The organism is Arthrobacter ipis, from assembly GCF_014694315.1.
Taxonomy (GTDB): Bacteria; Actinomycetota; Actinomycetes; order Actinomycetales; family Micrococcaceae; genus Arthrobacter; species Arthrobacter ipis.
On sequence record NZ_JAAOXD010000007.1, the window covers coordinates 232690 to 248281 of the forward strand.

Consider the following 15592-nt stretch of genomic DNA (forward strand, 5'->3'; position numbering starts at 1 on the left):
ATGACTATCCTCCTCGCCGGCTGCGGCGACCTCGGCACCGAGGCGGGCCTGCGGTTCGCCGCAGCTGGGCACCGGGTGGTGGGCTGGCGCCGCTCTCCGGACAAGCTGCCGGCTGAGATCGAGGGCGCCGCTGCCGACCTAAGCACTGCCGAACTGCCGCCTGTCCCGGCGGACACCGCCGCCGTCGTCATTGCTGTGGCAGCGGATGCGCCTACGGAAGAGGCATACCGAAGCGCGTACCTGAACGGCGTGGCGCATGTGCTCGACGCTCTTGAGCGCGACAGAGTGACTCCCCAACGCGTCCTTTTCGTCTCGTCCACAGCCGTGCATGGCGACGCTGGAGGCGGATGGATCGATGAAAACACGACGCCGGAACCCGGGGGATTCTCTGGCCGCATTTTGCGAGAGGCCGAGGAGCTCCTGCTGAGGCGGCTCGACGGGACCGCGACGTCACCTATCGTGCTCAGGCTTGGCGGCATCTACGGTCCGGGCCGCACTCGGCTCATCGACCAGGTTCGAACCGGCGCCGCCGTCATTCCGGACCAGCCGCGCTACACGAACCGCATCCATCGCGACGACGCCTCCGGCGCCATCGTGCATTTGTGCACCATGAGTGCTGTGCCGTCACCGGCCTATCTGGGCGTGGATAACGATCCGGCCGAGTTGGGCGACGTCCTCCGTTTCCTGGCGGCCGAGTTGGGGTTGGACGTCCCATCGACGGGCTCCATGGGCGATGCCCGCGGCGGTAACAAGCGGTGCAGCAACGTGCTGCTTCGCGAAACAGGATTTTCGTTCAAGTACCCAACCTTCCGTGAGGGCTACCGTCACATTCTGGCCGGGGTGGGCGTGCGCCACCCCTGATTCAATGCGCGGCGGGGTGAGATGCGGCGGAAGCGGCCCAGCTGCCAAAACTTTTTCAAGAAACTTTTCCCTTTTAGTCCGAAGTGACGCTCCTCACTCCTAAAAATGTCAGACCCCGCTGAGAGAGTTTTCCTATGGAAGCGATTGGGGAAGATCGAGCGGATACCGCGGTCGGGACTGACGTCTCCGGCTTGAGGGCCGCTGCTCTGCTCCGCGGCCGCGGGCTTCGCAGCGTTCCCGCCGCCGGCTCCCGTTCTGGCACACCCATTAAGGACATGTCCGACGGCGTTGCTGCCGCCAGCTTTGCCGCGACCAACCGCTTCGGGGCCGGGCTGGCGTCCGCCGTCACCGCTCCCGCAGCCGCCGGTTTCCCCACGCTTGGCTCGGCAACCCTTGGCTCGCAAACGCCCGGCCCGGTATCAACTGACCTGGCAGCTACTGAACTGGGGTCCCCAGCGCCGGCGACTCCTAAGTTGAAGGCGGCCCTGGCGCTGCTGGACACCGCGACCACGGCGGCGCCGGACGAGTTGGCCGAAGCAAACTTCCTCCAGGCGGCCGATTTCGCAGAGCTCACCGAGAAACTCTCCCGCCGCGTCGAATACCTCCAGCTGCAGGCTGCCGCCGCGGTAGACCGGACGCGGACCGAGGCAATAAACGCCGCCCAAACCGCCAGCCGCGCGGCCGGCTGGACCACAGGCTGGGGCAACGAACCCGAACCCGCTGCAGCGACCGGCGCAGGCTCCTCCACGGACGAAGCCGACACGGCAGGCACCGCTGCTCTGTCCATTGCCACAACTACCGGCGGCGACAGTGATGCCAGCGAGGATACCGCCACACCGGCGGTCCCTGCCCGTGCGGTGGCCTGGTCCCCGGCCGATGACGGGGCCCACAACACCGCCCAGTTCCTCCGCAATCGGCTCCGGATAAGCACCCCCGAAGCCCGACGCCGCCTCGCCCTCGCTAACGCCACACTCCCCCGCACCGGACTCGCCGGACGGCCCATGCCACCGGAACGCGAAGAAACGGCCGCAGCCCTCACCGCCGGGACCATCTCCTCCCGTGCCGGAACCATCATCACCACGGCCCTGGACAAAGTCCGCCACATCCCCGACCCCGGCTTGATCGCCGAAATGGAACACGACCTCACCCTGACCGCGATCGAGAACGACCACGACTTCCTCACCCGCATCGCCCACCGCTGGATCGACGCCCTCGACCAGGACGGCACCGAACCGTCCGAAGAAAACCTCCGCCACCGCCAAGGCGTCTTCCTCCACCACAAACGAGGCGGCCTCCATCACCTCGAAATCCGCGCCACCACCGACCAATACGAAGTCCTCACCACCGTCATGAACACCGCCACCAACCCCCGCACCACCACACCAAACACCACCAACTGCGGGAGTGACAGCAGCGATGGCGATAGTGGCAGCGACGGTGACGGCATGGCTGGCACAGGCGCCGAAGGCAACGGCCCCGACTGTGGCGGCGGCTGCGGCGACGGTCGCGCTGACAGTGCCAGCGCCGCCGCTGTCGACCTGGACCAAGTGTTCAACGCCGCCCCGGAACCGGACCTGGACCGCCGCACCCTCGCCCAACAACGCCTCGACGGCCTCGTCGGTGCGTCCAAGGCAGCCCTCGCCGCCGGTACCCTGCCCACCACCGGAGGACTCCGCCCCCAAGTCATGGTCACCGTCGGCTACCGGGACCTCCTCAACAGCATCGAAACCGCAACCGCCCAAGGCCCCCGCTACAACAGAAACCGCCCCCGCCCCTGCCCAACAGACAGGCCCCGGCCAACCGACCCGCAGACGCCGCATGCCAGCGAACCCGGACAGGAAGACACCGGCACGGACCCCCGGCAGACCAGCGAACCCGACGCCCTGACGGGCAACCGGCCCGTCAGCACGCTCCCCGGCATCAACTTGTCCGGCACTGACATCTTCGCCACACCCCGCTTCGGGGCACCCGCAGACAGGCCCACCGGCAGCGGAACCTTCACCTACACCGGCCCCGTCACCGCCTCCACCATCCGCAAAATCGCCTGCGACGCCGACATCATCCCCGTCCTCCTCGGCTCCGAAGGACGCATCCTCGACATCGGCCGCACCAGCCGCATCTTCCCGCCCCACATCCGCAAAGCCCTCAACGCCCGCGACCAAGGCTGCGCCTTCCCCAACTGCACCATCCCCGCATCCTGGTGCGAAGCCCACCACATCACCTACTGGTCCAGAGGCGGACCAACCAGCACCGACAACGGCGTCCTCCTCTGCACCCACCACCACCATCTGATCCACAAAGAACAGTGGAATATTCACGTCAAAAACGGCATCCCCTGGTTCATCCCCCCACCCCACATCGACCCACGCCAACAACCCCGTCAAAACCACCACCACAAAACATGAGGTGATGGCAGGCTCGGGCGGGCAGGACCCGTGGGGGGCGCCGCTGCGCCCAGCCGGGAAGTCGGTCCACGAACCTCGGACCCAAAAACGAAAGCGCCTAGCCCCTCAATTCGGGACCAAGCGCTTCCGGTGGAACGAGACCTACGTTCGCTACGCGTCCTGCCAGCCGCTACCTTCCGTGAAGGTGGCTACAAGAGTTCCCACGCCGGCCTGCAGCGAATTCGAGGGGTCCTCGTACAGGGACGCCTCCGTCGCGCGGCTGTGGGTGATGAGCTGCTCGGCCTCGAGCTTCGCCTCGGGCACGGTGGCGCCGATGATTCCGGTACGCGCGGGAAGCTCGGGGGTGTGGACTACCTCGGCATTGGTCTCCGACAGGGGAATAGTGGTGCACGGTCGAATCTCGTCGTGCGGAAACTCGAATTCGGCGTCGTCGGGGGCAGCGGGAATCGTGTACTCCAGGAAGTAATTCATGACCCCAGCCTTCCAGATAACGGTCACGCCAGAAACCCCGCCCCGCCGTCGGCGGACACGAAATGTTCACCGCCCCGTCAACGCGAACGCTAGCGAAAGAACGCTTCGCTCCTACCGTCCCGCGGCGTATCCCTGCGCACCCCGAGGGTTCGCGGCGCCCTGCAGCACGCCCGTCCGTGGATCACGTACGACGGCGGACAGCCGTCCCAGCGTCCAGTCGCCTGCCCTGGTGATCCGGTGTCCCCGCCGTTCAAGCCCGGCGATGACATCATCTCCCAATCGATCCTCGACGACGGCGCCGCCCGGCTCCCAGGTGCGCGGCCAGAAGGATCCGGGCATCGACGTCGTGTGGAACGCCGGCGCGTCGATTGCCTGTTGCGGAGAGTAGCCGCCGACGATGGTCCTCAGCAGGTATAGCAACTGCCACTGGTCCTGTTGATCTCCGCCGGGCGAACCGACCGCGGAAACAGCAACTCCATCGCGCAGCACCAGCGTCGGCGTCAGTGTGGTCCGCGGCCGCATACCTGGCGTCAGGGTCGACGGCGTTCCGGGCTCAAGCCACGTCATCTGCAAGCGTGTGCCCAGGCAAAATCCGAGTTCAGGAATCGCCGGTGACGACTGTAGCCAGCCGCCGGATGGCGTGGCCGAGACCATGTTGCCCCAGCGGTCCACAACATCGATGTGGCACGTGTCGCCGCGGGTTTCTCCGTTGGACGCCACGCTAGGTTCATAGAGGGCCGGTTCGCCGATCCCACGTTCACCAAGCGACGGTTCACCGATCGTCGGCTCGCCCACGCCCGCGGCAGCCGCGGAACCTGCGCGGCCTGGTGCGGCACGACCTCCCAAGACGGGCGACCCGGCGTCGTCATCCGACAGCGCAGGCGGGACGTACTCGGTCCGGAGCGTGGGAATGTACGGTTCGCGCCCGGGAACGGAGCCCGGACGGAAGTCGTGCGACGCATCTTCCGTGATGAGCGCCCGGCGCGACGCCGCATACTCCTCCGACAGCAAATAGTCGAGTGGAACATCAGCGTCACCGTAGTACGACTCGCGGTCTGCCAGGGCGAGCTTCTGCGCCTCCAGGATGGTGTGCGCCCCGAGCTCGGTGGACGGGTCGAGGTGGTCGTCATCAAAGCCGGCCAGGATCGCGAGCGTCTGCAGCAGGACCGGCCCCTGTCCCCACGGGCCGGTCTTGGCGATGGTATGGCCGCGGAACTCGAGCGTGGCGGCGTCCTCGTACGACGCGCGGAAGCCGGCCATGTCGGCCATCGTCATGACGCCGCGGTGGTCGGTCCCGGACGAGTGACGGTGTGGAGTATGGACGCTTTCGGCCACAGCGCGGGCCACGAAGCCCTCGCTCCATTCCCTGCGGGCGGCGTCGATGCGCTCCTCCCGCGTGTGCGCCGGCGCTGCGGCGAATGCCTCACCGAGACCCGCACCTGCCTGGACCAATTTCCGAAGGGTCCGGGCAAGCGCCGGATTCCGGACCAGCTCGCCCTCCTCCGGGATGCGCCCCTCCGGCATCCACAGGTCGGCAGAGGTGGGCCAGTGCTCCCGGAATAGCCCCGCGACTGCGGAGATCGTACTGCAGACGCGTGCCAGCACCGGGTGGCCGTCGCGGGCGTACCGGATGGCGAAGTCCAAGACCTCCGCCAGTTCCCACGTTCCGTGGTCCCTCAGCAGCAACAGCCAGGCGTCGACGGCGCCGGGAACCGCCGCGGCCAGTGCACCTGAACCGGGCACCAGTTCCAGGCCTTCCGCACGGAAGTGCTGAACCGTCGCCCCCGCCGGAGCCGGGCCTTGGCCCATCAGGACGACTGGTTTCCCGGGCTCCTCCGCGGTACTGAAGACGCCGGTCATGTCACCGCCGGGCCCGTTGAGGTGCGGTTCCACCACATGCAGCACGAACGCAGCGGCGGTGGCAGCGTCGAACGCGTTGCCACCCCGCTCCAGCACTGCCTGCGCAGTGCCGGTGGCGAGCCAGTGGGTCGTGGCGGACATGCCGAACGTGCCCTGCAGCGTAGGACGGGTGGTAAAAGTCTCCGGCCTCGTAAAACTCATAGGGGCTACTGTAGTCACCGGTTTCCGGCGCTTCGGGGATACGGCGCCCACGACACGCTCCCCCCGGCGGGAGCCTACTTGCCGAGGCCGGCCCGCCGCAGAGCTTCGGCCATGGCGGTATCCGCCTCAGCCGGCCGTTGGTTGGACTGCTGTGGCTGCCCCTTTCCGCTGTCGCGGCCTGCCGCACCCTGGCGCGTAGGACTCCACTGGCGTGCCCCGGGCTTTCCGCCAGCTTGGCCGGGAGTGGCCGACCGGTTCCTGCTGCTGTCACGGTCCCGGCCGCCGCGTTCACCAGTCGCGCGTTCCCCACCCGAACGTCCCCCAGCCGACCGGCCCCCAGCGGACCGTTCGCCGGAGGCGGCCGGTTCGTCGTCGAGCCTCAGCGTGAGGGAAATGCGCTTCCGCTCCGGATCAGCCTCAAGCACCTTCACCCGCACCACCTGGCCGGACTTGACCACCTCGCGCGGATCGGCGACGAAGCGGTTCGCGAGGGCGGACACGTGAACCAGCCCGTCCTGGTGAACCCCCACGTCCACGAAAGCGCCGAACGCGGCCACGTTGGTGACAGTCCCTTCCAGAACCATGCCGGGCAACAGGTCCGAGATCTTCTCGATGCCCTCCGAGAACGCTGCCGCCTTGAACGCAGGGCGCGGGTCGCGTCCTGGCTTCTCGAGTTCGGCGATGATGTCGCGCACCGTGGGGAGCCCGAACGAGCCGTCCACAAAGTCAGCAGGATTCAGCCGCCCGGCATCAGCAAGCGGAGCAAGGCCGGCCGCCCCTCCGGAAGCGCCGGACCCGCGGCCGGCACCAGCCGCAGTCAGGATTTTCCGTGCCACCGAATACGCCTCGGGGTGCACGCTGGACGCGTCCAGTGGCTCCGCTCCCCCGGTGATCCGCAGGAAGCCGGCACACTGCTCGAACGCCTTGGCGCCCAGCCGCGGCACCTTCTTCAGCTCGCTGCGCTTGGCGAACGGCCCATTCTCGTTGCGGTACGCCACGATGTTCTCGCTCAGCAGCGGCCCGACGCCGGCCACCCGGCTCAGCAGCGCCGGCGACGCCGTGTTCACGTCCACACCCACGGCGTTCACGCAGTCCTCCACCACGGCATCCAGGCTGCGGTCCAGCTTCGCGGCCGTGACGTCGTGCTGATACTGCCCTACGCCGATCGATTTCGGATCGATCTTCACCAGCTCGGCCAGCGGATCCTGCAGCCTGCGGGCAATGGACACCGCGCCGCGCAGCGACACATCCATGCCGGGAAGTTCTGCGGCGGCCAGGGCGGACGCCGAATACACCGACGCGCCGGCCTCGGAGACCACCAGCTTCTGCGGCGCGGCGGCCGCCGCCGCACCTGCCCCGGCAGCAGTCCCGGAGCCGGCAGCCGCCGAGAGCTGCTTGATCAGTTCGGCCGCGAGCTTGTCCGTTTCGCGGGACGCCGTTCCGTTGCCAATGGCCACGAGTTCGACGGCGTGCTGCCGCGCCAGCCGGGTCAGCGTCGCCAGCGCCTCGTTCCACTTGCGGGCCGGAGCGTGCGGGTACACGGTGTCCGTGGCCACCACCTTGCCGGTTCCGTCGACCACGGCCACCTTCACGCCCGTCCGCAGCCCGGGGTCCAGGCCAAGGGTGGCGCGGTTGCCGGCGGGCGCGGCCAGCAGCACGTCCCGCAGGTTGGCGGCGAAAACGCGCACCGCCTCGTCCTCCGCGGCGGCGAACATCCGTCCCCGCAGGTCAGCCGTCAGCCGCGCAAGAACCCGGGAACGCCACGCCACCTGCACGGTCTGGAGCAGCCAGGCATCGGCGGGGCGGCCACGGTCGGCGACCCCGAGGAACCGGGCCACGGCGGATTCGTAACGGGTGCGCGCAGCGGCGAGGGCGTCGTCGTCGGACGGTTCCGCCTCGGCGAGATCCAGCTCGAGCACCCCGTCCTTCTCACCGCGCAGCAGCGCCAGCACGCGGTGCGACGGCATTCCCGACGGCGCCTGCGAGAACTCGAAGTAATCCGCGAACTTCTGCCCCTCGGATTCCTTGCCCTTCTTCACTCGGGACACCATCCGGCCCTGCGTCCACAGCCGCTCCCGCAGGTTCTCGGCCAGGTCGGCGTCCTGGGCGACGCGCTCCACGAGGATGGCGCGGGCGCCGGCGAGCGCCGCAGCGGCGTCGTCGACGGCGTGCTCCGCGTTCAGGTACTTGGCGGCCTCGCGTTCGGGGTCAAGTTCCGGGCGCTTGAGCAGTGCGTCCGCGAGCGGCTCCAACCCGGCCTCGCGGGCGATCTGCGCCTTGGTGCGCCGCTTGGACTTAAAGGGCAGGTAGATGTCCTCGAGGCGGGACTTCGTATCGGCGGCCACGACGGCGGCCTGCAGTTCCGGGGTCAGCTTCCCCTGTGCGGCGATCGCCTCCAGGACAGCACGACGGCGGTCCTCGAGTTCGCGGAGGTAGCGCAGGCGCTCGTCGAGCTCGCGGAGCTGGCCGTCGTCGAGCGTTCCGGTAGCTTCCTTGCGGTAGCGGGCGATGAACGGAACCGTTGACCCGCCGTCGAGCAGGTCCACGGCTGCCTTCACCTGCCAGGCTTTCACGCCGAGCTCGGCGGCAATCTGTTCCGCTATTCGGGCGGCAACATCGTTGGCGGCAGGGCCGCCGGCCGGCCCGGACGCGGGAGGAGTGTCCTTCGGCTTTGTCCCGGCGGCGGAGGCGGGCGTGGGCGTGGCGGGGTGCTGCGGCTGTTGGGTCACCAGAACATTTTGCCCTACGCGCCCGGATCCGGGGCGATCACGGGCCGGCGGACGGAGCAAACCGCACTACCCACAACCGCCCTTAAGTGATGTAGTGACTTTATGCATTGGGGGTCATCGACTGAGGCGGCGCATCATGCAGGAATTGCTCATCATTCTTCAGGACGGCTTCAACGAGGATGAGGTGGCCATCACTGTCAACGGCAAGGAGGCCCGGTACGACCGCGATGTCACCACCCGGGAGCTGTTGGGCATGGCCGAGGAAGTCTCCGTTGAACTCCCCGCAAAAGGCGCAACGGTGGGGGTCGAAGTCACCAGCCGCAATCTCAGCGCGGAAATGAAACTCCACGGCAGGCCTCGGAGCCTCCTGGTGTCCATTGAGGACGGCGAACTCGTGCTCAGCGAAGGGACGGGCCGCGAGGCGTTCCTCTAGCCTGCCTCCGCCAGTGACAGTGCTTCGTCCAGCACTTTGCCGAAGTTAGCGGCGTCGTGCGCGAACCGGCCGAGGAACAGCCCGGACACCCCGTTTAGTGTGGGCAGCAGGCCGGGTTTCGCGGAGCCGCCATAGATGACGGAAAGGTGCTGCAGCCCGTGGGCACCGAGCAGCTCCCGCAAAATGCGTACGGCGGCGGACACGTACTCCGCGCTGGCAGGCTCGGCGGCGCCGATGGCCCAGACGGGTTCATAGGCGATGACCAGCCGGGAGGCAAGGTCCCAGTCGCCGCCGACCGCGGATTCGATCTGTCCGTAGACGAACCGGGCGGCGCCTTCCGCACCGGCAGTACTGCCGGTGTCGGCTGCTCCGCTGTTCGGGGTGGTTTCCGGGCCGCGCGACTCCTCCCCCACGCACAGCAGCGGGGTGAGGCTGGCGTCGTCGGCCGCCCTGACCTTGAGCGCGATCATGGCGTCGTCCTCACAGAAGTGCCGGCGCCGCTCGGCGTGCCCGATTTCCACGAGTCCGACGCCCAGCTCGGCGAGCAGCGACGGCGAGACCTCACCCGTCCATGGGCCGTCGGCCCAGCCGCAGTTCTGGGCACCCAACACCAGCGGCGACCCGGCAATGATCTCCCCTGCCGCCGGCAGCATAGGAAAGGACGGAATCACGAACGGGACCACCCGCCCGGCCACGAGGGCCGGGCGGGCGTCCGCCTGTTGGCGCAGTTCATCCAGCCAGCGCAGGCTGTCCCGGTAGCCCAGGTACATCTTGGTGCTGACGCCGACGAAAATCGTGGCGGGGTCTTCGATGGCCTGGCTGAGCTGGGTCACGGGATTTCCTGCCTTTGCTGGGTTACTAGGGGGTGCTGCGCCTGTGCGTGCTGCTGACTACTTTTCCAGCGGTGCCTGATCTTTGGCAGTGCCAGCCGTTGCGTTGGCGCTGGTTTCGAGCAGGTCGTCGGCCTTGTTCTTGAACTTCCGGGTACCGATCATCATGACCGCGGCGAGGAACGGCAGCACACCCAGTGCGTAGACGCCCATGGTGCCGGTGTCCGAGGCGGTCACCTGGTTGACGGTGGTCCGCAGGATCGGGGCCACGAAGCCGCCCAGGTTGCCCAGCGAGTTGATGAGACCGATGCCAGCCGCCGCGGCAGTTCCGGTGAGGAACGCCGTCGGATAGGACCAGGCGATGGGGCCGATGGAGAGGAAGCTGCACACCGCGAGGGTGATGAACACGATTCCCAGCGCGGGGAGGTGGTTGGCACCGGCCCAGGCGGAACCGAAGATGCACAGGCCGGTGGAAATGAACAGCCCGGTGCCCCAGACCCGGCGCCGGACCACGGTGTTGGCGGCCTTGCCGATGAAGTAGCAGGCGAAGATGCCGAAGAACCACGGGATGGCGGCCATGAGTCCGACGGCGAGGCCTACCTTCTGCCCGGTCAGCTGCGCCACCTGCTGCGGCAGGTAGAAGGTCACGCCATAGACGGCGATCTGGAGGCAGAAGTAGATGACCGTGAAGTACCAGACCTTGCCGTTCTTCATGGCGGCGAGCACACCGCGCGGACCGGTCTCTTCCTTGACGGTGTCTTCCAGGGCCATGACGTCCAGCAGCGCCTTCTTCTCGTCCTTGTTGAGGAACTTGGCGTCCTGCGGGCTGTTGATCAGGAAGAAGAAGGCGGCGACGCCGGCCAGCACGGCGAGCATGCCCTCGACGAAGAACATGACCTGCCAGCCCTGGACACCGGGAACCTGGTCGCCGATGTTGATCAGCCAGCCGGACAGCGGGGCGCCCATCATCTGGGAGAACGGCTGTGCCAGGTAGAAGATGGCGAACATCTTGACGCGGACCTTGTTCGGGAACCAGGCGGCGAGGAACATGATGACGCCCGGGAAGAGCCCCGCCTCGGTCACGCCCAGCAGGAACCGCAGGATGATGAACGAGGTCTCGCCCTGAACGAAGGCGAAGCAGGCGGACACGATGCCCCACGTGATGGCAATGCGGGCCAGCCAGACCTTCGCGCCGAACTTGGTCAGGAGCAGGTTGCTGGGGATTTCAAACAGGGCGTAGCCGATGAAGAAGATACCGGCGCCGAGGGCGAAGGCACCGGCGCTGATGCCCTTGTCGACTCCCAGGGCTGCTTCGGAGAAACCCACGTTGGTGCGGTCCAGGAACGCCACGACGTACAGGATGACGAGCATTGGCATGAGCCGGAAGGATGCCTTGGAGATGGCCGATTTGAGGACCGGCGAGTCCAGCAGCTCCTTCGTGGTGGATGGTTTGATGACAGTCATTCAAACTCCTCTTTGAGTAAAAGTGAGCAAATCCGGGCAGAGCGAACGGGCCGGTTCTGGAATGAACTGGTCCGGTAATCAGGTTGTTAGAGCGAAATTCTCAGAGCGACAATGCGATGAGCAGTACGCCGGCAAGGCTGGCAAGGATGCCGATGGCGAGGTAGATCTTGCGTTCCCTGGTCCAGGTGCGAAGCATGGGTGTCCTTCCTAGTGCATGTAGAGGCCGCCATCCACATTCAGCGTCTGGCCGGAGATGTATCCGGCGTCCTCGCTGATGAGGAAGGCGATGGCTGCGGCGATGTCCCGCGTGGAACCGACCCGGTTGACCACGAGGTCCCGAACGAGTTCGTCCTTGCGTTCCTGGCTGAGGGTGCCGCCCATGATGTCGGTGTCGATGGGACCGGGCGAGATGGCGTTGACCGTGATGTCGTACTCGCCCAGTTCGCGGGCCGTGGAGCGGGTCAGCCCGATCACACCGGCCTTCGCCACGGAGTACGGGGTCTTGGAGAAGGTCCCGCCGCCGCGCTGGGCGGAGACGGAGGAGATGTTTACGATGCGGCCGATCCGGTTCTTCGCCATGGATTCGGCGACGCGGCGGGTGGCATAGTGGACGCCGTTGAGGTTGATGTTGAGCACGCGGTCCCATTCGGCGGCGTCGAGTTCCAGGTATGGGACCGGCGAGCTGACGCCGGCAACGTTGGCCAGGGCCACGATCTGCGGGAGCTCCGCCTCGATGGAATCAATGGCTGCCCGGACCGATGCCTCGTCCGCGACGTTCGCGCCCACGCCGTGGGCCTTCACGCCGTACTGGCTGGCGATTTCCTTGGCCGTGGCCTGGCAGCGGGCGTCGTCGAGATCGATGATGCCGATGTTCCAGCCCTGCTCTGCAAGGTAGTTGGCGGTGGCCCGGCCGATGCCGCGTTCCGAGACGGCACCGGTGACGATGGCCGTGCGCTCGGACGGAAAAGTGCTCATGGATGTGCTTCCTAAGTCGTTGGTGAAATGGGCAGCACAACAGGAGGGCAGCTGCCCGAAGACAGCGCCCACCTGCCGTGGTGCTTAGTTGAATGGCGCTAGTTGACCGGCGCCCTTAGTTGATCGGCGGCTTTAGTTGATCGGCGCCGGGCCGAGTTCCTCGATGAGCTTCTGCATGGCGACGTAGGCCTTGTTGCGGTAGGCGATCAGCTCGGGCGTACGCTCGGCCGGGACGTTCAGGAAGCCCGCACCGGTCTTGGTGCCCAGCTTGCCCGCCTCCACGAGGTCCGTGAGGATCTTCGGGGTGGCGAAGCGTTCAGGGAAATCAGTCTGCAGCGACTTGTAGCAGAAGTTGTAGACGTCCAGGCCGGCCATGTCGGCGATGGCGAAGGGGCCGAAGAACGGCAGCCGGAAGCCGAAGGTAGTGCGGACCAGCGTGTCCACGTCCTCCGCCGTGGCGATGCCCTGCTCCACCAGCTGTGCTGCCTCGTGGAAGAGCGCGTACTGCAGGCGGTTCAGCACAAAGCCGGTGACGTCCTTGACCACGGCCGTCTGCTTGTTGGCGGAGTGGACCAGGTCGCGGACGGCGGACACCGTCTCGGTGGACGTGCCTTCGTGCGGGATGATCTCGACGCCGGGGATGAACGGCGACGGGTTGGAGAAGTGCACGCCGAGGAAACGCTCCGGGTTGGCCACGGGCTGCGACAGCTCCGCGATCGAGATCGTGGAGGTGTTGGAGCCGATGATGGCGTCTGGCCGGGCCGCGGCGCTGATGCGGGCCAGGGTCTCGTGCTTGATGGCGATGATCTCGGGCACGGCCTCCTCGATGAAGTCGGCGTCGGCCACGGCTTCCTCGATGTCCTTCGCGGCCCAGAGGTTCTGCTTCAGGATCTCAGTGGATCCTTCTGGGAACAGACCGTCGGCCACGAACTGGTCGGACTCGGTGAGCAGGCGCTCGTAGTTCTTCTGCGCCACCTCGGCGGACACGTCGGCGAGGGCAACGCGGGCACCGCCGAGGGCGAGGACCTGGGCGATGCCGCCGCCCATGTAGCCGGATCCGACGACGGCGAACTTGCGTGAGCTGGTGGGTGTTTCGGTCATGTTCAGTCGGCCTTCGTGTAGTCGGGTTCGTACGAGCAGATGGCGTCCACCTTGGCGGCGGAGGAGGAGTTCTCGTCGAAGCGGTGCTCCAGCCATTCGCCCACGAGCTTCTTGGCGAGTTCCAGTCCGATGACGCGCTGGCCCATGGTGAGGACCTGGGCGTTGTTGCTGAGGACGGAGCGTTCCACGGAGTAGCTGTCGTGCGCGGTGACGGCGCGGATGCCGGGGACCTTGTTGGCGGCGATGGCCACGCCGAGGCCGGTGCCGCAGATCAGGAGTGCGCGGTCCGCTTCGCCTTCGGCCACCTTGCGGGCGGCTGCGACGGCCAGGTGCGGATATGCGGTGGAGTCGTTCGCCGCGACGCCAATGTCCTCGACGGAGGCAACGCGGGGGTCCGCCTCCAGCAGGGCCTTCAGTGCTTCCTTGTATTCGACGCCGGCCTCATCGTTGCCGATGACAATGCGCCAGCCTTCTGTGTTGCTCATTCCGTTGCTCCTTTTCCGGCCGTCGAGGCCATGTGGGACGCGGCCGGTGTGGAATCGACTGCATCAGATGCGAGGTAGGCGGCCACGCGCTCGGCAATCAGTCCGAACGAGACTGCGCCGGGATCCGGGTGGCCGAGGCTCTTTTCCGCCAGCGGGCGGGCGCGGCCCTTGAGCGGGCGCAGGTCCGCGGTCTGCCGGGCTGCTTCGTTCGCCGCGGAAGCGGCGGTGGTGAGGGCATCTCCCAGGGAGGCCCCGCCGTCGAACGCTTCTGTGAACGCGTCCCGGAACGGCAGGAGGGCGTCCACCATGGTCTTGTCCCCCGGCTCTGCCTTGCCGAGTTCGGTGATGGCGTTCGTGAAGGCGGACAGGGCGGCGGTTGCGTCCCCGCCGGCGTACGAATCGCGGTTGCCCAGTGCGAGTCCGGCGGCCATCACTGCGGTTCCCCACAGCGCGCCCGAGGTTCCGCCGGCGCGCTCGCTCCAGGCCTCGCCTGCGGCGGTGAGTACGCGTTCAGCCGAGGCGCCGGCTGCCGCGTTCTGCTCGCCTGCCGCAGCAGCGGCATCCACGCCGCGGCGCATGCCGATGCCGTGGTCGCCGTCGCCGGCAATCGCGTCCAGGTCGCCAAGTTCGGCTTCATGTTCGACGACGACGTCCCGCACCTGGGCGAGGACGGCGGCTGCCAGCCGGCCCAGGTTGGCGGACGCAGCGGTTGCGTTTTCGGTGTCCTCGGCGGCCGTATCTTCGGCGCCGGAGAGTTCGCGGCGGGCGCGCGGCGCGGTGTTGCCCTTGCGGTAGGCCGGCGTGTCCGCGGGCGCGGCCCAGAATTGCTCGAGTTCGTCGTCGAGCCACAGCAGCGTGAGCGAGAGGCCGGACATGTCCAGGCTGGTGACCAGTTCGCCGCATTCCGGTTCCACGACGGTCAGGTTGGCGGCGTTGAGGAGCTTTTCGACCTTGCCGAAGAGGAGGAACAGCTCGTCGTACTTGACCGTTCCCAGGCCGTTGACGATGGCCACCACACGGCTGCCGGCGTCGTCGGGCTTGTCCTCAAGCAGTCGCGACACCAGCAGCTCGGCGAGTTCCGACGCGGTGGGCATGGGGTGCTCGGAGATGCCCGGTTCGCCGTGGATGCCCAGGCCCAGCGACATCTGCCCGGCCGGAACGTGGAACAGCGGCTCGGACGCGCCGGGCAGGGTGCAGCCGTCGAACGCCACGCCCAGTGAGCGCGTGCGGTGGTTTGTTTTGATGGCGAGGCGCTCCACCTCGTCCAGGCTCAAGCCCGCTTCGGCCGCTGCGCCGGCGATCTTGAAGACCGTCAGGTCGCCGGCGATGCCGCGGCGCTTCTCGATCTGGTCCAGCGGGGCGCTGGCAATGTCGTCCGTGACCAGCACGGTGCGCGTCTCGATGCCCTCGGCGTTGAGCCGGAGCTGCGCCTGGCCGAAGTGCAGCACGTCGCCGGCGTAGTTGCCGTAGCTCAGCAGCACGCCGCCGCCCGCGTTCGCGGCCTTGGCCACGCGGTAGACCTGCCCGGCGGCGGGCGAGGCGAACATGTTGCCGCATGCGGACCCTGCGGCCAGTCCCGGTCCGACCAGGCCGGCGAAGGCCGGGTAGTGGCCGGAGCCGCCGCCCACCACGAGCGACACTTGGCCTGCGGGGATCTCGGTGGAGCGGACCACGCCGCCGTCGACGCGGGCAACGTACCCGCGGTTGGCGGCGACGAAGCCGTCCAGCGCCTCATCTGCGAAATCAGCGGGATTGTCGAAGATCTGAGTCATGGTTC

At 67.5% G+C, this 15592-nt stretch carries 12 protein-coding genes; 3 read left to right on the plus strand and 9 right to left on the minus strand.

Features of this window, described 5'->3' with window-relative positions:
• Window positions 1-861, plus strand: coding sequence for an NAD-dependent epimerase/dehydratase family protein (locus tag G9E11_RS16075; protein ID WP_190607516.1), 861 nt, complete (start codon window positions 1-3; stop codon window positions 859-861).
• A 134-nt stretch (window positions 862-995) separates the two neighbouring features.
• Entirely contained in the window at window positions 996-3266 is a 2271-nt protein-coding gene (locus tag G9E11_RS16080; RefSeq protein WP_190607519.1) for a DUF222 domain-containing protein, read from the plus strand.
• A gap of 150 nt (window positions 3267-3416) precedes the next feature.
• Here the strand turns inward: G9E11_RS16080 and G9E11_RS16085 are convergent, their stop codons facing one another.
• The 3 genes from G9E11_RS16085 to G9E11_RS16095 form a co-directional block, all read right to left on the minus strand.
• Window positions 3417-3737, minus strand: a complete 321-nt coding sequence (locus G9E11_RS16085; protein WP_190607521.1) for a hypothetical protein — start codon at window positions 3735-3737, stop codon at window positions 3417-3419.
• A gap of 111 nt (window positions 3738-3848) precedes the next feature.
• Window positions 3849-5798, minus strand: coding sequence for a gamma-glutamyltransferase family protein (locus G9E11_RS16090; protein ID WP_190607524.1), 1950 nt, complete (start codon window positions 5796-5798; stop codon window positions 3849-3851).
• A gap of 74 nt (window positions 5799-5872) precedes the next feature.
• Window positions 5873-8401 (minus strand): Tex family protein, encoded by a 2529-nt coding sequence (locus tag G9E11_RS16095; protein ID WP_311764409.1) that lies wholly within the window; start codon window positions 8399-8401, stop codon window positions 5873-5875.
• Window positions 8402-8663: 262 nt separating this feature from the next.
• Here G9E11_RS16095 and G9E11_RS16100 point away from each other — a divergent pair, with 262 nt between their 5' ends.
• Window positions 8664-8960, plus strand: a complete 297-nt coding sequence (locus tag G9E11_RS16100; RefSeq protein ID WP_102973246.1) for a hypothetical protein — start codon at window positions 8664-8666, stop codon at window positions 8958-8960.
• On the opposite strand, the gene G9E11_RS16105 is transcribed toward G9E11_RS16100, so the two are convergent.
• From G9E11_RS16105 to dhaL, 6 genes are all read right to left on the minus strand, one after another.
• The gene (locus tag G9E11_RS16105; protein ID WP_311764390.1) at window positions 8957-9793 is read right to left on the minus strand and encodes a triose-phosphate isomerase family protein; all 837 of its coding nucleotides are present in this window, start codon (window positions 9791-9793) and stop codon (window positions 8957-8959) included. The genes G9E11_RS16100 and G9E11_RS16105 overlap by 4 nt on opposite strands.
• A 57-nt stretch (window positions 9794-9850) precedes the next feature.
• Complete coding sequence (locus G9E11_RS16110; RefSeq protein ID WP_190607529.1) at window positions 9851-11254, minus strand: MFS transporter; 1404 nt, start codon at window positions 11252-11254, stop codon at window positions 9851-9853.
• Window positions 11255-11461: 207 nt separating this feature from the next.
• Complete coding sequence (locus tag G9E11_RS16115) at window positions 11462-12229, minus strand: SDR family NAD(P)-dependent oxidoreductase (protein WP_190607531.1); 768 nt, start codon at window positions 12227-12229, stop codon at window positions 11462-11464.
• Window positions 12230-12361: 132 nt separating this feature from the next.
• Entirely contained in the window at window positions 12362-13330 is a 969-nt protein-coding gene (locus G9E11_RS16120) for a 3-hydroxyacyl-CoA dehydrogenase family protein (RefSeq protein WP_190607534.1), read from the minus strand.
• A 2-nt stretch (window positions 13331-13332) separates the two neighbouring features.
• The gene (locus G9E11_RS16125; protein ID WP_003804524.1) at window positions 13333-13815 is read right to left on the minus strand and encodes a ribose-5-phosphate isomerase; all 483 of its coding nucleotides are present in this window, start codon (window positions 13813-13815) and stop codon (window positions 13333-13335) included.
• A complete protein-coding gene (gene dhaL / locus G9E11_RS16130; protein ID WP_190607537.1) occupies window positions 13812-15587 on the minus strand; it encodes a dihydroxyacetone kinase subunit DhaL in 1776 nt (591 codons plus the stop codon). The genes G9E11_RS16125 and dhaL overlap by 4 nt, the downstream gene beginning before the upstream one ends.
• Window positions 15588-15592 lie beyond the last annotated feature (5 nt).